This is a genomic window from Pseudomonas sp. ANT_J28 (assembly GCF_008370005.1).
Classification (GTDB): Bacteria; Pseudomonadota; Gammaproteobacteria; order Pseudomonadales; family Pseudomonadaceae; genus Aquipseudomonas; species Aquipseudomonas frigoris.
In genome coordinates this window covers 107,397-128,920 of record NZ_VOBM01000011.1, presented here as the reverse complement: position 1 = coordinate 128,920, position 21,524 = coordinate 107,397, and the positions used below count along the sequence as shown (strand labels likewise).

Here is a 21,524-nt window from a genome sequence, read left to right as displayed (position 1 = left end):
CGCCATTGCTGTCTGGAGCTACTTATGCGCGAAGAGTTGAACCAAGGCCTGATCGATTTCCTCAAGGCCTCCCCTACCCCATTTCATGCCACCGCCAGCCTTGTTCAGCGCCTGGAAGCGGCAGGCTATCAACGCCTCGACGAGCGCGAGCCATGGACCACCGAAGCCAACGGTCGTTACTACGTCACCCGTAACGATTCGTCGATCGTCGCGTTCAAGATGGGCCGTCATTCGCCCCTGCACGGCGGCATTCGCCTGGTTGGCGCGCACACCGACAGCCCCTGCCTGCGGGTCAAACCCCAGCCGGAACTGCAACGTCAGGGCTTCTGGCAGCTGGGCGTCGAAGTCTATGGCGGTGCACTGCTGGCGCCTTGGTTCGACCGCGACCTGTCCCTGGCCGGCCGCGTGACCTTCCGCCGTGACGGCAAGGTCGAGAGCCAGTTGGTCGACTTCAAGGCACCAATCGCCATCATCCCGAACCTGGCCATTCACCTGAACCGTGAAGCCAATATGGGCTGGGCGATCAACGCCCAGACCGAACTGCCGCCAATCCTTGCGCAATTTGCCGGTGACGAGCGCGTGGACTTCCGCGCCGTACTCACCGACCAACTCGCCCGCGAACATGGCTTGAACGCCGACGTGGTGCTCGACTATGAGCTGAGCTTCTACGACACCCAAAGCGCCGCGGTCATCGGCCTGCATGGCGACTTCATTGCCGGGGCGCGCCTGGACAACCTGCTGTCGTGCTATGCCGGCCTGCAAGCCTTGCTGACCACCGAAACCGACGAAACCTGCGTGCTGGTCTGCAACGATCACGAAGAAGTCGGTTCCTGCTCGGCCTGCGGCGCCGACGGCCCGATGCTGGAGCAGACACTGCGTCGCCTGCTGCCAGAAGGTGATGAGTTCGTGCGCACCATTCAGAAATCCCTGCTGGTCTCGGCTGACAACGCCCACGGCGTGCACCCCAACTACGCTGACAAGCACGATGCCAATCACGGCCCGAAACTCAACGCCGGCCCGGTGATCAAGGTCAACAGCAACCAGCGCTACGCCACCAACAGCGAAACCGCCGGGTTCTTCCGCCACCTGTGCATGGCCGAAGAAGTACCGGTGCAGAGCTTCGTGGTGCGCAGCGACATGGGTTGCGGCTCGACCATCGGCCCGATCACCGCCAGCCACCTGGGCGTGCGCACCGTGGACATCGGCCTGCCCACCTTCGCCATGCACTCGATCCGTGAACTGTGCGGCAGCCATGACCTTGCGCACCTGGTCAAAGTGCTGAGCGCGTTTTACGCCTGCCAAGAATTGCCGTAACGCCCTGTAGGAGCTGTCGAGTGAAACGAGGCTGCGATCTTTTGACTTTGCTTTAAAGACAAGATCAAAGGATCGCAGCCTCGTTTCACTCGACAGCTCCTACACTTTAACTACCCCTTTCGACAAGGCAGTCGCTCATGATCTCGTTGTCTTCATTCCACGCCATGCTGATTCCGATTCTTGCCGGGATGATCATGCTGGCAATCGGCTTCAATTTTCGCGACAAGGACATCGGCGTGTTCGCGATGTGGATCGGTATGCTGACGATCCTCGCCACCGTGATTTTCAAGATCCTCGCCAAACTCAACGAATAAATCCTCACCCCTGGCTCGCATTGATTTTGGCGGGCTCGTACACTCGGTCGATCCGCTCATCCCGAGGTTGACCGCCTAGTGTTCGCTCGTCTTTTTGCCCTGCCGTGTTTATTTCTTGTCTGCCTCATGACGCTGCTGCCGATGGCGCCCGCCCAGGCGGTCGGCTTGCCAAGCCTGCTCAACAGCTCGGCAAAACAGCCAGAGGCGCAAGAGCCCTTGGGGCAATCCCTGGACGAAGTCATCAAGTCGCTGGAAAACGATCAGCAACGCACCAAATTGCTGGCGGACTTGAAGAAGCTGCGCGATGTCACCAAAAAGGCCCAGCCAGCCACCGAAGTAGGCGTCCTGGGACTGATCGGTGGCACCCTGGCCAGTTTCGAAAAACAGTTTTCAGGCGCGGACAGCCCTCTCACTCGCTGGTCCGAAGAATTCAAACTGGCTGAGGATGAACTGACAGCGCTGGTGCTGCCGGCCAATGAATGGCTGCCGATCATCTTTGCGTTTGCCATGATCCTGATGGTCTGGAGCTTGCTGGCCGCGGCGCTGATCTGGGTCAGCCACCGGGTGCGGATGCGCTTCGGCCTGACCGAAGAACTGCCGCAGCACCCCAAGGCCCTTGACATGTTGCGCTTCGCCCTGCGCAAACTCGGGCCGTGGCTGATTGCTTTGGTCATGACGGTCTACATGAGCTACGCCCTGCCCTCGTCATTGGGCAAAAGCCTGGCCATGGTGCTGGCTTATGCGCTGGTGGTTGGCACCTGTTTTTCGGCGATCTGCGTGATCGCCTTTTCGCTGCTCGACGGCCCACACCGCCACCGCGCCCTGTATATCCTGCGGCATCAAGCCTTTCGGCCGCTGTGGCTGATCGGCAGTTTCGCCGCCTTCGGTGAAGCCCTGAGCGATCCGCGACTGGTCGAAAGCCTTGGCATTCATCTGGCGCACACCGCCGCAACGATCGCCAACGTACTGGCGGCATTGTTCACGGGGCTGTTCATCCTGCGGTTCCGTCGCCCCATCGCCCACTTGATCCGCAACCAACCACTATCCCGACGCCTGACTCGCCGCGCCCTCAGCGACACGATCGAGATTCTCGGGACCTTCTGGTACATGCCGGCGCTGGTGCTGGTGGGTATTTCCCTGTTCGCCACGTTCGTCTCGGCCGGCGATACCAGCACCGCGCTGCGTCAGTCGCTGATCTGCACCGTGCTGCTGGTGTTGTGCATGGTCATCAACGGCTTGGTGCGCCGCCATTCACTCAAGCCACAGCGCAGCGTGAAGCGTCATGCGCTGTATTCGGATCGCCTGAAAAGCTTCCTCTACACCCTCGCTCATTTGGTGGTGTGGCTGGCATTCATCGAACTCGGCCTGCGGGTCTGGGGCATGTCGCTGATCCGCTTCACCGAAGGCGAAGGTCATGAAGTCAGCGTCAAACTGTTCAGCCTCGGCGGCACGCTGATTTTTGCCTGGCTGATCTGGATTCTCAGCGACACTGCCGTGCACCACGCCCTCACCCGCTCGCGCAAAGGCCTGGCAAATGCCCGCGCGCAGACGATGATGCCGCTGATCCGCAACGTGTTGTTCGTGGCGATTTTCATCGTTGCGCTGATCGTCGCCCTGGCGAACATGGGCATGAACGTCACGCCATTGCTGGCCGGTGCCGGCGTGATCGGGCTGGCCATCGGTTTCGGTGCACAGTCGCTGGTGGCGGACCTGATCACCGGGCTATTCATCATCATCGAAGACTCGCTGGCCATCGACGACTACGTGGACGTCGGCGGCCACCTGGGCACCGTCGAAGGGCTGACCATTCGTACCGTACGCCTGCGGGACATCGACGGCATCGTCCACACCATTCCGTTCAGCGAAATCAAAAGCATCAAGAACTACTCCCGGGAATTCGGCTACGCGATTTTCCGGGTGGCGATACCTTCCAACATGGACATCGATAACGCGATCAAACTGATGCGCGACGTCGGCCAGAAGATGCGCACCGACCCACTGCAACGGCGCAACATCTGGTCGCCACTGGAGATTCAGGGTGTCGAGAGTTTCGAGTCAGGCAACGCGATTCTTCGTGCCCGGTTCAAGACTGCACCGATCAAGCAATGGGAAGTGTCCCGAGCGTTCAACCTGTCACTCAAGCGGCACCTGGACGAAGCCGGGCTCGATCTGGCGACGCCACGCATGAGCGTGCACGTGATCACCGCAGCCGGAGGAACAGTGACGGAATAACCCTGCTACAAACGGCAGACAAAAAAATCCCCGAACCAGTCGGGGATTTTTTATGTTCGATCAATCAGCCCGAGAGCGGATCAATCTTCGCGGTAGCGACGCAGCTTCAACTGCTTACCGGCAACGCGAGTGTCCTTCAGCTTGGTCAGCAGACGCTCCAGACCATCTTCCGGCAGCTCAACGAGGCTGAAGCTGTCACGCACCTGGATGCGACCGATTGCTTCGCGAGCCAGACCACCCTCATTGAGGATAGCGCCCAGCAGGTTCTTGGCAGCGATACCATCACGCGCACCCAGCGCGGTACGGCAACGAGCACGACCTTCGGCCAATGGAACCGGAGCACGACGCTCACGATCACCACGGTCCGGACGATCACCGGTACGCTCTGGACGATCACCACGCGGTGCGTTGTTCGGCACCAGTGGACGTTCTTTCTCGATTGCAGCCAGGGTCAACGCCTGAGCGTTGGTTGCCTTGCGCAGCAGAGCAGCGGCCAGGGCACGCGGGGTGCAACCGATGTCGGCAGTCAGGCGATCCAGCAGATCACCGTGGGTCGATTCGGCATCAGCCACCAGCGGCGACAGGCTGTTGGTCAGTTTCTTGATGCGGGCATCGAGAACAGCCTGAGCGTCCGGCAGGCGAACTTCGGCAACTTTCTGACCGGTTACACGCTCGATCACTTGCAGCATGCGGCGCTCACGCGGAGTCACCAGCAGCAGTGCACGACCTTCGCGACCGGCACGGCCGGTACGGCCGATACGGTGAACGTAGGATTCCGGGTCGTACGGCATATCAACGTTGAACACGTGAGTGATACGCGGAACGTCCAGACCACGAGCAGCAACGTCGGTCGCCACAACGATGTCCAGACGGCCATCCTTGAGGGATTCGATCACGCGCTCACGTTGGTTCTGAGCAATGTCACCGTTCAGCGCAGCGGCTTTGTAGCCTTTGGCTTCCAGGGCACTGGCCAGGTCCAGGGTCGCTTGCTTGGTGCGCACGAACATGATCAGGGCATCGAAGTCTTCAACTTCCAGCAGGCTCAATACAGCCGAGGTCTTCTGGTCAGCGTGAACCAACAGGTGAGCCTGTTCGATCGCGGTAACGGTCTGAGTCTTGGTCTGGATCTTCACGTGTTGCGGATCGCGCAGATGGCGTTCGGCAATGGCACGGATCGACTGCGGCAAGGTGGCCGAGAACAATACGGTCTGACGGGTTGGAGGCAAGGCCTTGAAGATAACTTCGAGGTCGTCCATGAAACCCAGTTTCAACATTTCGTCCGCTTCGTCGAGAACCAGGTGGTTCACGGTCGACAGAACTTTTTCGTCGCGACGCAGGTGGTCGCACAGACGGCCCGGAGTGGCGACAACGATCTGTGCGCCATTACGGATTGCTTTCAGTTGTGGACCCATAGGGGCGCCGCCGTAAACGGCCACAACGGTAACGCCCGGCATTTGCTTGGCGTAGGTTTCGAAAGCGGTTGCTACTTGCAGCGCCAACTCACGGGTTGGCGCCAGGATCAGGGCTTGCGGCTCGCGCTTAGCAGGATCGATGCGATGCAGGATCGGCAAGGCGAACGCAGCGGTTTTACCCGTACCGGTTTGCGCCTGACCAATCATGTCGTGACCGGCCATGATGATCGGGATCGATTGCTGCTGAATAGCCGAAGGCTCTTCGTAGCCAGTCGCGATGACGGCTGCAAGAATATTCGGATTAAGATTAAAAGCGGCGAAGCCGCCGGTTTCCTGGGTCATGGGTCTGCCTCTAAGTGCATCCGCAAAGACCCATGCTCCAAAGCTGCGCATGCCGTGTAAGACTCAAGAGTCGCCCTGGCTGCTTTGTCGGCGGGGATTTGCGAAAACGAATGAATGAAAAAGATTCGTCAAGGGAGAGTCCGCTGTGCGGACGTGCAGCCGAAGCTGACTTCGGGGAATTGCGCTACCTAAACGCGGCCCGGTTAAAGGCCGGCGCGCACTATACCGGAATTCGCTCAAAAAGGGAGCTTTATTTGTCGGAAAACTGCCGTGTACAGCGTTCTGTCACACGCTTTGCGGATAATCGGGCAACGGTCTATTTTTCCAAGGCCCGGCCCTGCTGACGATCGCGCTAAAACGGTTCACCCTTGTGACGCCGACCTGCTGTCTCACATCCCCCTACCCACCCCTTCCCGCCCGAGGAAATGCACCATGAATCAGCCCTGCTCCAGTCGTGTGAGCCGTGAACGGCACGGTCATGTCCTGATGATCGGCCTGGATCGGGTGGCCAAACGCAACGCCTTCGATCTCGATCTGCTCAACGAACTGAGCCTGGCCTATGGCGAGTTCGAGGCCGACAGCGAAGCCCGGGTGGCGGTGGTGTTCGGCCACGGTGAGCATTTCACCGCGGGGCTGGACCTGGTCAGCGCCAGCGCGGCCCTGGCCGAAGGCTGGCAGGCACCGCCTGGTGGCTGCGATCCGTGGGGTGTATTCGCTGGCCCCAGGGTCAGCAAACCGGTGATTGTCGCCGCACAAGGCTACTGCCTGACCATCGGTATCGAATTGATGCTGGCCGCCGATATCAACCTGTGCGCCAGCAACACCCGCTTCGCCCAGAAAGAAGTGCAACGCGGGATCTTCCCGTTCGGCGGCGCCACGTTGCGCCTGCATCAGGTCGCTGGCTGGGGCAATGCCATGCGCTGGCTGCTGACCGGCGATGAATTCGACGCCCATGAGGCGTTGCATCTGGGGTTGGTGCAGGAAGTCATGGCCAGCGAGGATCTGCTGCCACGGGCGATGGAGTTGGCTGAGCGGATTGCCCGGCAGGCGCCGCTTGGGGTTCAGGCGACGCTGATGTCTGCAAGGCAGGCGCGTTATGAAGGGGAAATAGCGGCCGCGCGGGGTTTGCCGCCGCTGGTGAAGAAGTTGCTCGCCAGTGAGGATGCCAAAGAAGGCGTTCGGTCGATGATCGAAAAGCGACCCGGCGTGTTCAAAGGTTGTTGAGAAACTTAGGTCGCCGGGCGAATCGCCTTGATCAACGACTGCAACGAATACCCCAAGCGCGGCGCCAGTCCTTCGGCGCGGGCGATCAAGCCGTCCATGTCCAGTTCCTGATCCAGCTCCGAAGGCACGAACAGAATCACATTGCCCTCCTTCACCGGCAGTTCCCAGTAATGCCGGTGATAGAGCCCGCGCAACAAGGCGGCGCCCAACGGTTTGCCATCATCGGTAGCCCACTGATTGATCACCAGCCAGCCACCCGGGTTCAGGCGTTTCTGACAGTTTTCCAGGAAATTCCACGCCAGATGCCCGACACCCGGCCCGACATCGGTATAGAGGTCGACGAAAATCAGATCCGCCGGCTCAGCGGTATCGAGCAGTTCCAGCGCATCGCCCACACGGATATACAACCGCGGATCATCATCCAGCCCAAGGTATTCAATGGCCAGGCGCGGTACGTCGGGGCGCAGTTCGATGGCTTCGACGTCTTCCAGCGGCAGGAACTTGAGGCAGGCCTGGGTCAGGGTGCCGGCTCCGAGACCGAGGAACAGCGCGCTTTCCGGCTGCTCGTGGCACAACGCGCCAATCAGCATCGCCCTTGTGTAATCGTATTCGAGCCAGCTCGGATCAGCCGTGAACACGCAGCTCTGTTCGATGGCATCACCGAACTCGAGAAAACGGTAATCAGCCACTTCCAGCACGCGAATCACGCCGAACTCATCCTGTACCTCGGCGAGCAGATGCTCGACGCGCTCCTCAGTCATTTCGTCTCCTGATCGTCGCCGTGCCCGGCAACGTACTAAAACCGCGGAGTAGCGCGGCAAAGGCGCGATTGTCCGCGAAGCGACGGGAACAGGTCACGCACTAATTGCTGATAACATGACCGTCCGAGCGTAAAACACTAGAGACCGTGATGAGCCAACCCTGGAGCCCTGACAGCTGGCGCGCCCTGCCGATCCAGCAACAACCCCATTACCCCGACGCAGCGCATTTGCTGCACGTCGAGCAAACGCTGGCCAGTTATCCGCCGCTGGTGTTTGCCGGTGAAGCGCGGGAGTTGCGCCGTCAGTTTGCCGAAGTGACCCAGGGCCGCGCGTTTCTGCTGCAGGGCGGCGACTGCGCCGAAAGCTTCGCCGAGTTCTCCGCCGCGAAAATCCGCGACACCTTTAAAGTCCTGTTGCAAATGGCGATCGTCATGACCTTCGCCGCCGGTTGCCCGGTGGTCAAGGTCGGGCGCATGGCCGGGCAGTTCGCCAAGCCGCGATCAGCCAACGATGAAACCATCGACGGCGTAACCCTGCCGGCCTACCGTGGCGACATCGTCAACGGCATCGGCTTCGACGAAAAAAGCCGCGTGCCGGACCCGGAACGCTTGCTCCAGTCCTACCACCAGTCCACCGCAACCCTGAACCTGTTGCGCGCCTTCGCCCAGGGCGGTTTTGCCGACCTGCATCAGGTTCACAAGTGGAACCTGGACTTCATCGCCAACTCGGCGCTGGCGGAAAAATACAGCCACCTGGCCGATCGCATCGATGAAACCCTGGCGTTCATGCGCGCCTGCGGCATGGACAGCTCGCCGCAACTGCGCGAAACGAGTTTCTTCACCGCCCACGAAGCGCTGTTGCTGAACTATGAAGAAGCCTTCGTGCGTCGCGACAGCCTGACCAACGACTACTACGATTGCTCGGCGCACATGCTGTGGATCGGCGACCGCACCCGTCAGCTCGACGGCGCTCACGTCGAGTTCCTGCGTGGCGTGAACAACCCGATCGGGGTCAAAGTCGGCCCGAGCATGAACCCCGAAGACCTGATTCGCCTGATCGACGTGCTCAACCCGGACAACGATCCGGGCCGTCTGAACCTGATTGCGCGGATGGGTGCGAACAAGGTCGGCGATCACCTGCCGCAACTGATCCGTGCCGTGCAGCGCGAAGGCAAGCAAGTGCTGTGGAGTTGCGACCCGATGCACGGCAACACCATCAAGGCCAGCAGCGGCTACAAGACCCGCGACTTTGCGCAGATCCTTGGCGAAGTGAAGCAGTTCTTCCAGGTTCACGAAGCGGAAGGCACGTATGCCGGCGGTATCCACATCGAGATGACCGGGCAGAATGTCACGGAGTGCATAGGTGGTGCGCGGCCGATTACCGAAGACGGGTTGTCGGACCGGTACCACACCCATTGCGACCCGCGGATGAATGCCGATCAGTCACTGGAGTTGGCGTTTTTGATTGCTGAAACCCTGAAGCAAGTCCGCCGTTAAATCGCATCGCCCCCTTCGCGAGCAAGCCCCACATTAGACCGCGTCCGTCTGGACAACCCGGTCAACTGTGGGAGCGGGCTTGCTCGCGAAGGCGTCCTCTCAGTCACCGCCAATCTGAGCCAATGCCACCCGCAACCGCCCCGCACTCGCCCGCGGGCAATTCAACTGAACCCGCTCAAGCCCCAACCAATCCGCCATCCGCCGCAGATTGACCGCCAACGCCAGCATCCCCTCGTCATCCAGCCCCGGCTCTTCCTCATGCACAGCGTGCACCGCCAGCCTGCCCGACGCCCGCTCGGCGCGCAGATCCACCCGCGCGGCAATCCGCTCATTGTGCAAAAACGGCAACACGTAATAGCCGTAGACCCGCTTGTCCTGCGGCGTATAAATCTCCAGCCGATAGCGAAAATCGAACAGGCGCTCGGTGCGGCTGCGCTCCCAGATCAACGAATCAAACGGTGACAGCAAGGCGCTGGCCTCGACCTTGCGCGGCACTTTCGGCTCAGGCAGACAATAGGCCGGTTGCCGCCAGCCCTGGACTTCGCACGCCAGCAACTCACCCGCCTCCACCAATTCCGCCAAGCGCGGACGGGCATCACCGGGACTCAGGCGAAAGTAATCCCGCAGGTCTTTTTCTGTTCCGACGCCCAACGCTGTCGCGGCATGCAGCAACAGGCCGTGCTGGGCCTCGGCCTCACTCAGCAGCGGCTGCGCAAGAATCGCCGTAGGAATCACCCGCTCCGGCAGATCATAAAGCCGCTCGAACCCGCGCCGCCCGGCCACGGTCACTTCACCAGCGGCGAACAACCATTCCAGCGCATGCTTTTCCGCACTCCAGTCCCACCAGGGTCCTGCCCGTTCCTGACGGGTCGACAGGCTTCCGGCACCCAGCGCGCCCAGCTCCTGAACCGAGGACAGCACCCGGCGAATCGTGTCCTGCTGCTCCCGACCGAAACGTGCCAGTTGCTGATAGATATCTTCGCCGCGGGTCGCGCGTAGCATGCGCCAGCGCATCAACGGGTACATCGACAAGGGCAGCAACGAGGCTTCATGCCCCCAATATTCGAAAAGCGTGCGCCGCCGGCCCGAACTCCAGGCAGCCTGGTCGAGCAAGTCGGATGAGTAATTGCCGAGGCGGGAAAACAGGGGAAGGTAGTGCGAACGCACCAACGCATTGACCGAATCGATCTGCAGAATGCCCAGCCGCTCGATCAGCCGATTGAGCTGAACCGGTTTGATCGCCGCTGGCGGCTGGCGCCCGTTGAACCCTTGGGCGGCCAGCGCCAAACGCCGAGCCTGTTTGAGGGAAAAGGACAGTGTTGCGGGCATGAGCATCTCCTTGTCTGCTCGCAACCTACCTCACCGGGAGACGGTTTGTGTAGTTGTGCATGACTCATTTGTGCATCGGGTCATTCCAGAACGGTTTGACCGACTCGAACTCCACATCCGCACGACTCATGCCAATGTCCTTCAGCGCTTCGTCGCTCAGACTCGCCAGCAGCTCGCGCTCCCGGTGAAGTTCGTACCAGCGGCTGAATTTGTGCAGCAAATCGGATACCAGGTGGATCGAGTGTTTTTCTACGGCTGGATGTTCATGTTGACCTTTCATCTTGTTGCCCTCCGTTTGGATGGCTCAAGTGTCGCGCCGGGGCTAAGATCAATCCAACGAATGTTTCTGATGTAACACATCTCGGAGATTGATGAATGTCTGCCTACCCGAGTATCGATACCGAAGTGCTGCGCACCTTTGTCGCCATCGCCGACCAGGGCGGTTTTACCCGCGCCGGCGAGTTGGTCAACCGCACTCAGTCCGCCGTGAGCATGCAGATGAAGCGGCTGGAAGAGGATGTGTTGCAGCGTCAATTGTTCCAGCGCGACGGACGGCAGGTGCGGCTGACGGCCGAGGGTCAGGTGTTGCTCGGCTATGCACGGCGCATCCTCAAGCTGCACAGCGAGGTGTTCAATACGTTGCGCGAGCCGCACATGGTTGGCATGGTGCGCATTGGTACGCCGGACGATTACGTGATGCGATTTTTGCCGGGGATTCTGCGGCGATTTGCCCAGACGTATCCGCTGATCCAGATCGAAGTGCACTGCGAATCATCAAAACAATTGCTGCTGCGCCAGGACCTGGACTTGACCATCGTCACCCGCGAACCGGGCAACGAAATCGGCCAGTTGCTGCGCAAGGAGCGTTTTGTCTGGGCCGAGGCGCAATGTTTCAGCGCCCATGAGCAAACGCCGCTGCCGCTGGCAATGTTCAACAGTGATTGCTTCTGCAGGCTGTGGGCCTGCAATGCGCTCGATGCCATGGGTCGCGATTACCGCGTGGCGTACAACAGCGACAGCCTGTCGGCAATCATGGCGGTGGTCAGTGCAGGCCTGGCGGTGACCGCGCAGCTGGAAAGCCTGGTCACCCCGGACATGCGCATTCTCGGTGAAGCCGAAGACCTGCCGATTCTGCCCGAGGCCAGCATCATGCTGGTGCGCAACCTGCACAACCCCTCACCGATCACCGAGTGCCTGGCCGAACACATCGTCGAAGGTTTCAAACTTTAAGGGCAAGCATCACCGCACAGAGCACCAGAAAACCACAGAACAACCCGCGCAGCAGTCGCTCCGGCAGTGCGTGGGCGATCCTCACGCCCCAACTGATGCTCATCAGACCGCCGACCGCCAAGGGCAAGCCGATCATCCAGTCCACCTGATGGTGCACCGCGTAAGTCACCAGCGTGACGCCCGTACTCGGCAACGCCAGCGCCAGCGACAACCCCTGCGCAACCACCTGACTGGTGCCGAACAGACTGGTCAGCACCGGCGTTGCCACCACCGCCCCGCCCACGCCAAATAACCCGCCCATGGTGCCGGAGGCGGCGCCGAGCACGCCCAGCCATGGCCATGAGTAGTTCATCTGCGCAGACACTGGCGCGTTGGCGCAGAACATTCGCACCAGGTTGTAGGCCGACAGGGCAATGAGGAACGCGACAAACCCGACGCGCATGGTTTGCGCATCAATGCCCACCGCCCAGATCGAACCGATCCAGGCAAAACAGAACCCCATCGAAGCCAATGGCAGCGCGTGGCGCAATTCAATGCGATTACGCTGGTGGTAACGCCACAGCGCCAGCATCACGTTGGGCACCACCATCACCAGCGCCGTGCCCTGGGCAATCTGCTGATCGAGGCCGAACAACACGCCCAGCAACGGAATCGCAATCAAACCACCGCCAATGCCGAACAACCCACCGAGGGTGCCCAGGGCGGCGCCAAACGCCAGGTACATCAAAAACTCAATCACAGGCTATTTTCCCTTCACGTCAGGCTGTTCATCCTACGCAGTCGACGCTGGCGGGGAAACGCACAGCAACGCACAATGGCTGTGCCAACTTCGCACAAGCGCTGACGACACCATGAACCCCAATCAATTGACCGAACAACTGGGTCTGTTCCTCGACGTGCTGGAAACCGGCAGTTTTTCCGCCGCGTCCCGCCGCCATCCGCTGACCCCTTCGGCGGTGGCGAGGCGCATCGACAGTCTGGAAAACGCCGTCGGCAGCCAGTTGTTCATTCGCAGTACCCACGCGGTGCGCGCGACCCCGGCGGGTTTGGCGTTTGCCGAACGCGCGCGGCGGATCGTGGCTGAACTGCGGCTGGCTCGGGCTGAGGCGGTATCCTTGAGCAGCGCACCGGAAGGCTTGATCCGGATCGATGCACCGGCAGCGTTCGGACGGCGACATCTGGCGCCGGTGATTGCCGACTTTCTGATGCTCTACCCCGGCCTCGACGTGCAGTTGCACCTGATCGACAGTTTCGTCGACATGCAGGGTTTGAATCTGGGCAAGGTCGATCTGGTGCTGCGCGCCGGGCAAATGGCCGATACCCGGCTGGTGGCCACGCCGCTGGCGAGCATGGTGCGCATCGCCTGTGCCAGCCCCGAGTATTTGCAACGGCGTGGCGTGCCGACCGATCCGGCGCAGCTGATTGAGCATGATGGCCTCGACTGGGATGGCTTGGCCCCGCCGTTCGCCTGGCGTTTCGAGCGGGACGGGCAGATGCACTTGCACCGCCCGACGCGCATCCGCATGAGTGCCAACAATGCCGAGGCGCTGGTTTGCGGTGCATTGGCCGGGCTGGGTATCGCGCACTTGCCAACCTGGTTGACCAGCGAATACCTGTTACGCGGTGAACTGCTTCCGCTGTTCTGCGAACACGGCCTGCCACCACCGGAAACGACCGGCATTTATGCCTTGCGCCTTGAGCAACAACCCAATCCCCGCAGTCGCTTGTTGCTGGAGTACCTGAAAACCCGCTTCAGCCCGATACCGCCGTGGGATCTGGCCCTGCAAAGTATCCTCGACCGGCACTAGGCTAAAATTGTCTGGTGCATTAAAGATTCGCCCGCTAGATTTATGACGATCACTGATCAAGGCTTCGAAATGACCACCGAGCGCAACACCCCGGATAACTGCGACGACCTGCTGCTGGATAATCAGGCCTGCTTCGCCCTGCATTCCACCTCGCTGCTGATGACCAAGGTCTACAAGCCGCTGTTGCAGGCACTGGGCCTGACCTATCCGCAATACCTGGCGATGATGGTGCTGTGGGAACAGGACGGTTTGACCGTAGGCGAAATCAGCACGCGCCTGCTGACCGATCCTGGCTCGCTGACGCCACTGCTCAAACGCCTGGAAGTCGAAGGTTTACTCAGCCGCACCCGCAGCCGTGAAGACGAGCGGGTGGTGATTGTAGAACTCACCGAACAGGGTCGTGCATTGCGGGAGCAGGCGCGCGGGATTCCCCAGTGCATCCTCGGCGCCAGCGGGATGACCTTGGAGCGACTGCAGAAACTTCAAGCGGAGCTGCAAGTGCTGCGCAGCAATCTGCAAGACAGCCTCTGATCTCCAAACCACCACAAATCCCCCTGTGGGAGCGAGCTTGCTCGCGATAGCGATCTGACATTCTGCATTGATGTTGACTGACACACCGCTATCGCGAGCAAGCTCGCTTGTATGTTTAGACTTGAAGGGGTGGGCGGGACTAAAAGCTCGATTCTGACTCTGACCAGTACAGACCGTGGGAGACTTCTCGTCCCGCCCTTTCTACCCAAAGCGCCGATAAGGAATTCATCGGTAAAACCGACGATAGAGGCAAGCCAGCGCAACGGTAGACCCCGACAAGCTCTTAAACCCTAGCTCCGAGGATTCGTCATGACAATCCTTACTTCGCAGACGGTTGTTGGCATCGATATCGCCAAGGCTGAAATAGTTATCTATCGCTCCGACCTGCAAACCACTGACGCCATCAAGAACGATCGAAGAGCCCTTAAACGCTGGCTTAAAACATTGCCCGCCCAAAGCGCTATCGCCGTTGAAGCCACCAACATCTACCACCTGGACACTGTCGAGTTGGCCCATGCGATGGGTCACCAGGTCTATGTCGTGGATGCTTATCGGGTGAGCAACTATCGCCGCGGCATCGGCCAGCGAGCCAAGAACGATCCCTGCGATGCCCGTCTGCTGGCGCGTTATTTGACGAACGAACAAGACGGACTGCGGATCTGGAGCCCGCCACCCAAGGCCTACACCTCGCTGAAAAGCCTGCTCCACAGGCGTGCAACGCTGATCCAGAACCATGCCGGTCTGATGCTGAGCTGGGCCAATGAACCCTTGTTGAAGAAAGTGCAGACCGCCCAGCAAAAAGCCTTCAAGCAAGCGGATCAGGCCATTCAGAAACTGCTGCGCAAGGTCAGCAAAGAGGCGGGTATTGAAGAGAATATCGACCGCTGCAAAGCCATCGAAGGGGTTGGCGAACTGACTGCAACCGGGTTGGCGACGACCTTTATGCGCGGTGATTTTGCCAATAGTGATGCGTTCATCGCGTTTCTAGGAATGGACCTTACGGTCGATGACTCCGGGAAGAAGAACGGCCCCCGGCACCTGACCAAAAAAGGGGATCCGGAAGTACGCCGGTTGGCTTACAACGCCGCAATGGCAGCCTGTCGCTCAGCTAAATGGAAACCGTTTTACGAGTCATATTTGGCAAGAGGCTTCTCGAAAACCCAGGCATTGGTGGCCCTTGCCCGGAAACTCTGCCGGGTGGCATTTGCCCTGATGAAAAATCAGAGCAAATACCAGCCGGCCTGAAGTTGCGGGGTTGCCCTGCAACATAGAATCTCCCACATTATTTTGTGGTGCCCCTTCCGGCTTCGTTCCCCCCCATCAAAAAATTCTTCGCTAGAAATCCCGCCGCAACAGCTCTAGCCCAACACATCTAATCAGCGCCCGCCTCCAGATCAAAACTTTTTTCGAAATTTATATTGCACACTAAATATAAGCGCACTACATTTACCTCGCACTTACTTAGCGCGCAAACATTTAGCGCGAGAAACCCAAGCTCGAACGAGGCTCACACCATGCAAACTCTCTACACCGCTATCGCAACCTCCACCGGCGGCCGTGACGGTCGTGCGGTTTCAAGCGACAACATCCTCGACGTCAAACTCGCCACGCCCAAGGAACTCGGGGGTGCCGGCGGCGCAGCGACCAACCCTGAGCAACTGTTCGCAGCCGGTTACTCCGCCTGCTTCATCGGCGCACTGAAATTCGTCGCCAGCCAGACCAAACGCACCATCCCGAACGACGCCTCGATCACCGCCCATGTCGGCATCGGCCAGATCCCTGGCGGTTTCGGCCTGGACATCGACCTGCACATCAGCCTGCCGGGTCTTGAGCAAGCCGATGCACAAAGCCTGGTCGATGCTGCACACCAGGTCTGCCCGTACTCCAACGCCACCCGTGGCAACGTCGATGTGCGCCTGCACGTTACCGTCTAACCGCTGAATCCCAGGCCCGAACCAGGAAACGAACATGCGCACTTTCAGTAAAGTCTTGACCGGCACCCTTCTCGCCTTGTCCATCCACAGCGCGTTCGCGGGCGACGGGGTTGAACACAACACCCAGGCGTTCCTCGATGTTCTGAATGCCGGCACCGGCAAACCGATGGAACAACTCACCCCTAAAGAAGCCCGCCCCGTGCTGGTCGGCGCGCAGGCCGGGGTGAAACTGACGCTGCCAAAAGCCGATGTCAGCGAGAAAACCATTCAAGTCGACGGCCAACCGCTCAAGCTGACCATCGTCCGGCCGGCCGGGGTCAAAGGTCCGCTGCCCGTGTTCATGTTCTTCCACGGCGGTGGCTGGGTGCTGGGGGACTTCCCGACCCACGAGCGTCTGGTTCGGGACTTGGTAACGGGTTCGGGGGCGACAGCGGTGTTCGTCAATTACACCCCGTCACCGGAAGCGCATTACCCGGTGGCGATCAACCAGGCTTACGCCGCAACCCAATGGGTGGCCGAGCACGGTAAAGAGATCAACGTCGACGGCAAACGTCTGGCCGTGGCCGGTAACAGCGTCGGTGGCAACATGGCGGCAGTGGTTGCGCTGATCGCCAAAGACAAGGGCACACCGGCGATCAGGTTCCAGGTGCTGCTGTGGCCGGTGACTGACGCCAGCTTCGAAACGGCGTCCTACAACCAGTTTGCCGAAGGACACTTCCTCACCAAAAACATGATGAAGTGGTTCTGGGACAACTACACCACCGACGCCAAACAACGTAACGAGATCTACGCCTCGCCGCTGCGGGCGACTACCGCGCAACTCAAGGGTCTGCCACCCGCCCTGGTGCAGACCGCCGGCGCCGACGTGTTGCGCGATGAAGGTGAAGCCTACGCCCGCAAACTTGACGAAGCTGGGGTGCCGGTCACGGCGGTGCGCTATAACGGCATGATCCACGACTATGGTTTGCTTAACGTGGTGAGCAAGGTGCCTGCGGTGCGTTCGGCGATGTTGCAAGCCTCTGAAGAACTGAAGCAACACCTGAAATAAAGCAAAAGATCTTGATCTTCAGGTACAAAAAAGCCCGACTCGATGGTCGGGCTTTTTCATTCCTGAAGCAGTGCTTATTTAGCACGGCCTTTGTAGGAACCGCCTTCGCGGGTATCGATCTCGATCTTGTCACCGATTTCGATGAAGTCAGCAACTTGCAGCTCAGTACCGTTGCTCAGCTTGGCAGGCTTCATCACCTTGCCGGAAGTGTCGCCGCGAGCCGAACCTTCGGTGTAGTCAACTACGCGCACGATGGTGGTCGGCAGTTCTACGGAAACCAGACGCTCTTCGAAGAAGATCGCTTCGCAAACATCGGTCATGCCTTCTTCAACGAAAGGCAGAACGGCTTCGATGTCTTCAGCGTTCAGCTCGTACATGGTGTAGTCGGTGGTGTCCATGAACGTGTAGGTGTCGCCGCTGATGAAGGACAGGGTCGCTTCTTTGCGGTCGAGGATTACGTCGTCCAGCTTGTCGTCGGCGCTGTAAACGATCTCGGTCTTGTAACCGGTCAGCAGGTTTTTCAGCTTGGTCTTCATGATCGCGCTGTTACGACCAGACTTGGTGAATTCAGCTTTCTGAACCAGCCAAGGATCGTTTTCGAGACGGATCACGGTACCGGGTTTCAGTTCTTTACCAGTTTTCATTGCGAATATCCGAATTTGGATGGGATTTACAAAAATCTAGGCCGCGTATCATATCCAATTTACATAAAACTGTACCAGCGCTGCGGCAAGATCCGCCTGCAAAGCCTGTTCCAGACACCACGCTTCGGCGTGTTTTTGCAGTTCTGGCCAGTGTTTTCGGGTCGATTGCCAGTGCCCGGTCATATTCTCACCCGCATTCCATGCCCGCCAAAGACCGCTGATCGCCTCGCCGGCAGGCTCGGACAGGCCTTTGGTGTACAGAGCGAGGAAGGCGTCGAGCTTGTCCAGGTGGATGTCTTCGTCTTGCTGATAGATGTGCCAGAGCAGCGGCCGGCCAGCCCATTGGGCGCGGACAAAGGAATCTTCACCGCGCACGGCGTTGAAATCGCAGCACCACAGCAACAGGTCATATTGATCCTGTCGGACGAACGGCAGCACTTGCACGGTCAAGGCATCGCGCACATGCACCGCGCCGGCCACCAAACCGTCCACACCAAGCCAACGTTCGACATCCCCAAGAATCCGACCTTCGGGCACCAGCAGATGAGTGGGCGTCGAGTCGGCAGCCATTGCGTCGAGCCAGCTGGCCAGCCCATTATTTTCGTAGGCAAATAGCGAGATCAACCGCGCACCTTGCGCGCGATCAATCCCTAAACCTTGCAGGAATTCTCGCTGGGCCTCGGGGCTTTGCTGAAACTGCTGACGACGCTCAAGCAATCCACTTTCACGCAGCAAGCCACCCGTGCCCTTCTGAAACCCTGGGAAGAAAAAGATTTTTTGTACGTTCTTGTACTTCACCGACGGCAAACCGTGGCAGCCGACGATCCAGTCCTCGGCACTCAGATAGTCGAGATTCATCCACAGCGGCGGTTTTTCCCGCGCGGCCATGGCGTCCATGTAAGCACTCGGCAATTGGCAGGCGAACGCGGCGATCACCACATCAGCGGCTTCAGTCGGCTGCCAGTCGGCCGTCCACTGACGCACTTCGACGCCCTGCCGCCATTGCTGTGAGGCGTTGATGTCGATTTCCGGACACAAGCGCTCGAAGGCGCGCAGATCATCGACCCACAAACGCACAGCCACCGAATGTTCGGCCACCAGTTGTCGGGCCAGACGCCAGGTCACGCCGATGTCGCCAAAGTTGTCGACTACCGTGCAGAAAATATCCCAGCGCCAGCAGTTTTTTACTTGAGGCATTTCAGGCATTCCAGGCTCCCGTTGGCAAAGGCGCCGATTGTCCTCATAAATTACCCCGTGCAGAAGAGCCGACGGCGATTAATCTTCATGCGACAATCGCCACTTGCCCGCGACCACCCGCCAGGAGGCAGCCATGCCCTATCGCCCCAACCCGCGCCGCCCGTTGCCGATCCAAATCAACGCCTTGCAACTGACCGGCAGCATTGCCCTGGGTGTGTGGCTGGGGTTTATCGCGATCGCGCTGACGTGCTGGCTCGCCTCTCGACTGTTGTTCAGCGAGCAGCTGGCGCCCGTGGCTGAAGCCGTGCAGCAACTGGCCAAGCCGCCGGTGGTGGCACAACCGGCACCGGATATTCCACCGCAGAGCCCGTTGTTCGAACAGTACGAAGAAAACCTGCGCAAGAACGAGCAACAGCAACGAATGGATCAGGCTCGCAGCACCGGCCGCAATCTGTCCAACCCGAAATGCCAGTTCTGGCTGCAACAGGACCAGACTGCGCCGAGCGAAAAAAGCCGCGCCAACGTCCTGCAATTCTGCGATTAATCATGAAGCTCTCTATGCACAAGCCGACCGTCCACCAACTGATTCTTGACAAGCTGCGGATCGACCTCGACATCGCCGAACGCGCCGCGCAAACCGCTTACGAAACCGCGACCCACGAAGAAAACATCGCCGAGAACAAGTACGACACGCTGGGTCTGGAGGCGTCTTATCTGGCAGCCGGGCAGGCCAAACGGGTGGAGGAAATCCGGCAGTCACTGACGCTTTGCCAGAACCTGACGCTGCGGCCTTACGACGATCAGCGCGGCATCGAAGTCGGTGCCCTGCTCGGTCTGGAAGACGAAAAGGGTCGTGAGCAATGGCTGTTTCTGGCCCCCGACGGCGCGGGTTTGAAGGTCGATCTGGTGGGGCAGATGATTACCGTCATCACCCCCCGCTCACCGCTGGGCAAAAGCCTGCTGGGCAAGTTCGAAGGGGACGAGGTGGAGATTCTGGTGGCGGGCGCTCGGCAACAGTTTTCTGTCACCGAGGTGGCATAGAAAGGGAGATTAATGCACCGGCAGTTCGACGCCGTCGAACAGCTCTTCCAGTTCCTGTTTGTTGTGGCACTGGATGGCCTTGGCCATGACTTCGCGGGTCAGGTGCGGGGCGAACTTCTCGATGAAGTCGCACATGAAGCCACGCAGGAACGTGCCGCGACGGAAACCGATTTTAGTAATGCTGGATTCGAACAAATCGCTGGCATCAAGCATGACCAAGTCGCTATCGAGTTTGGCATCGACCGCCATTTTCGCCACGATGCCCACGCCCAGGCCCAGGCGAACGTAAGTCTTGATCACATCGGCGTCGGCGGCGGTGAACACCACTTTCGGCGTCAGGCCGCGATGGCTGAACGCTTCGTCGAGTTTCGAGCGACCGGTGAAACCGAACACGTACGTCACGATCGGGTATTCGGCCAGGGCTTCGAGGGTCAACTTCGACAGTTTGGTCAGCGGGTGGCCCTGAGGCACGACCACGCAGCGGTTCCAGCGATAGCACGGCATCATCACCAGATCACCGAACAGCTCCAGCGCTTCGGTGGCGATGGCGAAATCCACGGTGCCGTCAGCGGCCATTTCAGCGATCTGCATCGGCGAACCCTGGTGCATGTGCAGGGCAACGTCCGGGTACTGCTTGATAAAATTGCTGATCACCGGTGGCAACGCATAACGCGCCTGGGTGTGCGTGGTGGCGATCGACAGGGTGCCCTTCTTCTCGTTGGAGAATTCCTGGGCAATCTGCTTGATGCTTTCAACCTTGCGCAGGATCTCGCCGGCGGTGGTGATAATTCGCTCGCCGGCCGGGGTGACGCGGGTCAGGTGCTTGCCGCTGCGAGCGAAAACCTCGACCCCCAATTCGTCTTCCAGCAGACGGATCTGCTTACTGATGCCCGGTTGCGACGTGTAAAGGCTTTGGGCTGTAGCGGAAACGTTGAGGTCGTGGTGCGCCACTTCCCAGATGTAGCGCAGTTGTTGAAGCTTCATATGAATCCCTCAAAGCAGGTAGACGCCACGGGCATCAGCGACGGTATATAACTATATTAATGGTTTGACGAATAAATCTAGAACTTTTTTATCAAACTGCCACTATTGGTGCTCTAGCGATCCCCTTGGCGGCGACGTTCCACCAGTGGCACCAGATAGACCGGCACCCGAGACAGTTGCAACACCCGCGCTGCAGTGCGGCCCAAAGGCGTTTCCGCGCCAGCACCATGGCTATGACTACCTACGATCAACAAATCCACGGAGAGTTTCTGCGCCTGGTCGAGAATCACCTGCGACGGATCGCCCTGAAGCACCCGCACTGCTTTGATCCGTTCCAGGTCCTGCGACCCTTCATCCCCCAATTCTTCACGAAAGCTGTCGAGCACCCGCTGCTCGATGTTGGCAATCACCGTGTTCAGTCCTTGGCTGTGAAACTCATTCAGCGCCTGCTCATCGAGGTAACTCTGAAGCACCGACTCGGCAAACAGCCCCATCGGTTCAACGGCATGCACCACGTAGAGATCGGCATTGAATGTTCGCGCCAGCGCCAAGGCATGCTGCATCACCAAAGGTGCGTACAGGCCGAGGTCAGTGGCGTACAGCATCGAATGAATCATATGACCTCCTTGAGTGCCAACATGGCGGAGATTGATTCAGCTTAGCAGTGCCTTGGCGAGTACGAC

The 21,524-nt window shown here is 59.5% G+C and carries 21 protein-coding genes and 1 pseudogene; 13 read left to right on the top strand and 9 right to left on the bottom strand.

From position 1 onward, the window contains the following. The first annotated feature begins 24 nt into the window (after positions 1–24). The 3 genes from FQ187_RS10450 (at position 25) to FQ187_RS10445 (ending at position 3,860) form a co-directional block, all read left to right on the top strand. Positions 25–1,314 (top strand): M18 family aminopeptidase, encoded by a 1,290-nt coding sequence (locus tag FQ187_RS10450; protein ID WP_149629396.1) that lies wholly within the window; start codon positions 25–27, stop codon positions 1,312–1,314. A 137-nt stretch (positions 1,315–1,451) separates the two neighbouring features. Further along, positions 1,452–1,628, top strand: coding sequence for a hypothetical protein (locus FQ187_RS29925; RefSeq protein WP_178122700.1), 177 nt, complete (start codon positions 1,452–1,454; stop codon positions 1,626–1,628). A gap of 78 nt (positions 1,629–1,706) precedes the next feature. Continuing rightward, on the top strand, positions 1,707–3,860 hold the full coding sequence (locus FQ187_RS10445) for a mechanosensitive ion channel family protein (RefSeq protein ID WP_149629395.1): 2,154 nt from the start codon (positions 1,707–1,709) through the stop codon (positions 3,858–3,860). An 80-nt stretch (positions 3,861–3,940) separates the two neighbouring features. On the opposite strand, the gene FQ187_RS10440 is transcribed toward FQ187_RS10445, so the two are convergent. After that, on the bottom strand, positions 3,941–5,614 hold the full coding sequence (locus tag FQ187_RS10440; protein WP_008146183.1) for a DEAD/DEAH box helicase: 1,674 nt from the start codon (positions 5,612–5,614) through the stop codon (positions 3,941–3,943). Between the two features lie 432 nt (positions 5,615–6,046). On the opposite strand from FQ187_RS10440, the gene FQ187_RS10430 reads away from it, so the two are divergent. Continuing rightward, positions 6,047–6,838, top strand: coding sequence for a crotonase/enoyl-CoA hydratase family protein (locus tag FQ187_RS10430; RefSeq protein WP_149629394.1), 792 nt, complete (start codon positions 6,047–6,049; stop codon positions 6,836–6,838). Between the two features lie 5 nt (positions 6,839–6,843). Here the strand turns inward: FQ187_RS10430 and FQ187_RS10425 are convergent, their stop codons facing one another. Continuing rightward, the gene (locus FQ187_RS10425) at positions 6,844–7,599 is read right to left on the bottom strand and encodes a spermidine synthase (RefSeq protein ID WP_149629393.1); all 756 of its coding nucleotides are present in this window, start codon (positions 7,597–7,599) and stop codon (positions 6,844–6,846) included. Positions 7,600–7,748: 149 nt separating this feature from the next. Here FQ187_RS10425 and FQ187_RS10420 point away from each other — a divergent pair, with 149 nt between their 5' ends. Continuing rightward, the gene (locus tag FQ187_RS10420) at positions 7,749–9,095 is read left to right on the top strand and encodes a class II 3-deoxy-7-phosphoheptulonate synthase (protein WP_076027974.1); all 1,347 of its coding nucleotides are present in this window, start codon (positions 7,749–7,751) and stop codon (positions 9,093–9,095) included. Positions 9,096–9,194: 99 nt separating this feature from the next. Here FQ187_RS10420 and FQ187_RS10415 read toward each other — a convergent pair whose 3' ends face one another. Together FQ187_RS10415 and FQ187_RS10410 are read right to left on the bottom strand one after the other, a co-directional pair. Further along, positions 9,195–10,424 (bottom strand): winged helix-turn-helix domain-containing protein, encoded by a 1,230-nt coding sequence (locus FQ187_RS10415; protein ID WP_149629392.1) that lies wholly within the window; start codon positions 10,422–10,424, stop codon positions 9,195–9,197. Positions 10,425–10,488: 64 nt separating this feature from the next. Continuing rightward, entirely contained in the window at positions 10,489–10,704 is a 216-nt protein-coding gene (locus tag FQ187_RS10410) for a DUF1127 domain-containing protein (RefSeq protein WP_129436970.1), read from the bottom strand. 95 nt (positions 10,705–10,799) lie between these two features. On the opposite strand from FQ187_RS10410, the gene FQ187_RS10405 reads away from it, so the two are divergent. Beyond that, positions 10,800–11,654 (top strand): LysR substrate-binding domain-containing protein, encoded by an 855-nt coding sequence (locus tag FQ187_RS10405; RefSeq protein WP_129436971.1) that lies wholly within the window; start codon positions 10,800–10,802, stop codon positions 11,652–11,654. Here FQ187_RS10405 and FQ187_RS10400 read toward each other — a convergent pair. Next, positions 11,644–12,393, bottom strand: coding sequence for a sulfite exporter TauE/SafE family protein (locus FQ187_RS10400; protein WP_149629391.1), 750 nt, complete (start codon positions 12,391–12,393; stop codon positions 11,644–11,646). The genes FQ187_RS10405 and FQ187_RS10400 overlap by 11 nt on opposite strands. A 112-nt stretch (positions 12,394–12,505) precedes the next feature. Between FQ187_RS10400 and FQ187_RS10395 the strand changes: the two genes are divergently transcribed. The 5 genes and pseudogenes from FQ187_RS10395 to FQ187_RS10375 all read left to right on the top strand — a co-directional run bounded on the left by FQ187_RS10395 (position 12,506) and on the right by FQ187_RS10375 (position 16,975). Further along, positions 12,506–13,462 carry a LysR family transcriptional regulator gene (locus FQ187_RS10395; RefSeq protein ID WP_149629390.1) on the top strand — a complete coding sequence of 319 codons (957 nt, stop codon included), beginning with the start codon at positions 12,506–12,508 and terminating at the stop codon, positions 13,460–13,462. A 69-nt stretch (positions 13,463–13,531) separates the two neighbouring features. Beyond that, entirely contained in the window at positions 13,532–13,993 is a 462-nt protein-coding gene (locus FQ187_RS10390; RefSeq protein ID WP_149629413.1) for a MarR family winged helix-turn-helix transcriptional regulator, read from the top strand. A gap of 309 nt (positions 13,994–14,302) precedes the next feature. Continuing rightward, positions 14,303–15,264 (top strand): annotated as a pseudogene (locus tag FQ187_RS10385) (IS110 family transposase). A 243-nt stretch (positions 15,265–15,507) separates the two neighbouring features. Then, positions 15,508–15,927, top strand: coding sequence for an organic hydroperoxide resistance protein (locus FQ187_RS10380; protein ID WP_027925717.1), 420 nt, complete (start codon positions 15,508–15,510; stop codon positions 15,925–15,927). Positions 15,928–15,961: 34 nt separating this feature from the next. Beyond that, the gene (locus FQ187_RS10375) at positions 15,962–16,975 is read left to right on the top strand and encodes an alpha/beta hydrolase (protein ID WP_149629389.1); all 1,014 of its coding nucleotides are present in this window, start codon (positions 15,962–15,964) and stop codon (positions 16,973–16,975) included. Between the two features lie 74 nt (positions 16,976–17,049). On the opposite strand, the gene FQ187_RS10370 is transcribed toward FQ187_RS10375, so the two are convergent. Beyond that, on the bottom strand, positions 17,050–17,619 hold the full coding sequence (locus tag FQ187_RS10370) for an elongation factor P (RefSeq protein ID WP_028619992.1): 570 nt from the start codon (positions 17,617–17,619) through the stop codon (positions 17,050–17,052). A 48-nt stretch (positions 17,620–17,667) separates the two neighbouring features. Then, positions 17,668–18,825, bottom strand: a complete 1,158-nt coding sequence (gene earP, locus FQ187_RS10365) for an elongation factor P maturation arginine rhamnosyltransferase EarP (RefSeq protein ID WP_149629388.1) — start codon at positions 18,823–18,825, stop codon at positions 17,668–17,670. 124 nt (positions 18,826–18,949) lie between these two features. Here earP and FQ187_RS10360 point away from each other — a divergent pair, with 124 nt between their 5' ends. Continuing rightward, entirely contained in the window at positions 18,950–19,360 is a 411-nt protein-coding gene (locus tag FQ187_RS10360) for a hypothetical protein (RefSeq protein WP_149629387.1), read from the top strand. A 14-nt stretch (positions 19,361–19,374) separates the two neighbouring features. Beyond that, positions 19,375–19,857, top strand: coding sequence for a GreA/GreB family elongation factor (locus FQ187_RS10355; RefSeq protein ID WP_149629386.1), 483 nt, complete (start codon positions 19,375–19,377; stop codon positions 19,855–19,857). A gap of 9 nt (positions 19,858–19,866) precedes the next feature. Here FQ187_RS10355 and cysB read toward each other — a convergent pair whose 3' ends face one another. Together cysB and FQ187_RS10345 are read right to left on the bottom strand one after the other, a co-directional pair. Continuing rightward, positions 19,867–20,841: an HTH-type transcriptional regulator CysB gene (gene cysB, locus FQ187_RS10350; protein WP_008148549.1), complete on the bottom strand. Its 975-nt coding sequence runs from the start codon at positions 20,839–20,841 to the stop codon at positions 19,867–19,869. Between the two features lie 113 nt (positions 20,842–20,954). Then, positions 20,955–21,458 carry a universal stress protein gene (locus FQ187_RS10345; protein WP_129436980.1) on the bottom strand — a complete coding sequence of 168 codons (504 nt, stop codon included), beginning with the start codon at positions 21,456–21,458 and terminating at the stop codon, positions 20,955–20,957. Positions 21,459–21,524 lie beyond the last annotated feature (66 nt).

Coding starts and splice junctions, on each gene's coding strand:
- FQ187_RS10450 (WP_149629396.1), top strand. CDS start 25: ATGCGCGAAGAGTTGAACCAAGGCCTGATCGATTTCCTCAAGGCCTCC.
- FQ187_RS29925 (WP_178122700.1), top strand. CDS start 1,452: ATGATCTCGTTGTCTTCATTCCACGCCATGCTGATTCCGATTCTTGCC.
- FQ187_RS10440 (WP_008146183.1), bottom strand. CDS start 5,614: ATGACCCAGGAAACCGGCGGCTTCGCCGCTTTTAATCTTAATCCGAAT.
- FQ187_RS10430 (WP_149629394.1), top strand. CDS start 6,047: ATGAATCAGCCCTGCTCCAGTCGTGTGAGCCGTGAACGGCACGGTCAT.
- FQ187_RS10425 (WP_149629393.1), bottom strand. CDS start 7,599: ATGACTGAGGAGCGCGTCGAGCATCTGCTCGCCGAGGTACAGGATGAG.
- FQ187_RS10420 (WP_076027974.1), top strand. CDS start 7,749: ATGAGCCAACCCTGGAGCCCTGACAGCTGGCGCGCCCTGCCGATCCAG.
- FQ187_RS10415 (WP_149629392.1), bottom strand. CDS start 10,424: ATGCCCGCAACACTGTCCTTTTCCCTCAAACAGGCTCGGCGTTTGGCG.
- FQ187_RS10410 (WP_129436970.1), bottom strand. CDS start 10,704: ATGAAAGGTCAACATGAACATCCAGCCGTAGAAAAACACTCGATCCAC.
- FQ187_RS10405 (WP_129436971.1), top strand. CDS start 10,800: ATGTCTGCCTACCCGAGTATCGATACCGAAGTGCTGCGCACCTTTGTC.
- FQ187_RS10395 (WP_149629390.1), top strand. CDS start 12,506: ATGAACCCCAATCAATTGACCGAACAACTGGGTCTGTTCCTCGACGTG.
- FQ187_RS10390 (WP_149629413.1), top strand. CDS start 13,532: ATGACCACCGAGCGCAACACCCCGGATAACTGCGACGACCTGCTGCTG.
- FQ187_RS10380 (WP_027925717.1), top strand. CDS start 15,508: ATGCAAACTCTCTACACCGCTATCGCAACCTCCACCGGCGGCCGTGAC.
- FQ187_RS10375 (WP_149629389.1), top strand. CDS start 15,962: ATGCGCACTTTCAGTAAAGTCTTGACCGGCACCCTTCTCGCCTTGTCC.
- FQ187_RS10370 (WP_028619992.1), bottom strand. CDS start 17,619: ATGAAAACTGGTAAAGAACTGAAACCCGGTACCGTGATCCGTCTCGAA.
- earP (WP_149629388.1), bottom strand. CDS start 18,825: ATGCCTGAAATGCCTCAAGTAAAAAACTGCTGGCGCTGGGATATTTTC.
- FQ187_RS10360 (WP_149629387.1), top strand. CDS start 18,950: ATGCCCTATCGCCCCAACCCGCGCCGCCCGTTGCCGATCCAAATCAAC.
- FQ187_RS10355 (WP_149629386.1), top strand. CDS start 19,375: ATGCACAAGCCGACCGTCCACCAACTGATTCTTGACAAGCTGCGGATC.
- cysB (WP_008148549.1), bottom strand. CDS start 20,841: ATGAAGCTTCAACAACTGCGCTACATCTGGGAAGTGGCGCACCACGAC.
- FQ187_RS10345 (WP_129436980.1), bottom strand. CDS start 21,458: ATGATTCATTCGATGCTGTACGCCACTGACCTCGGCCTGTACGCACCT.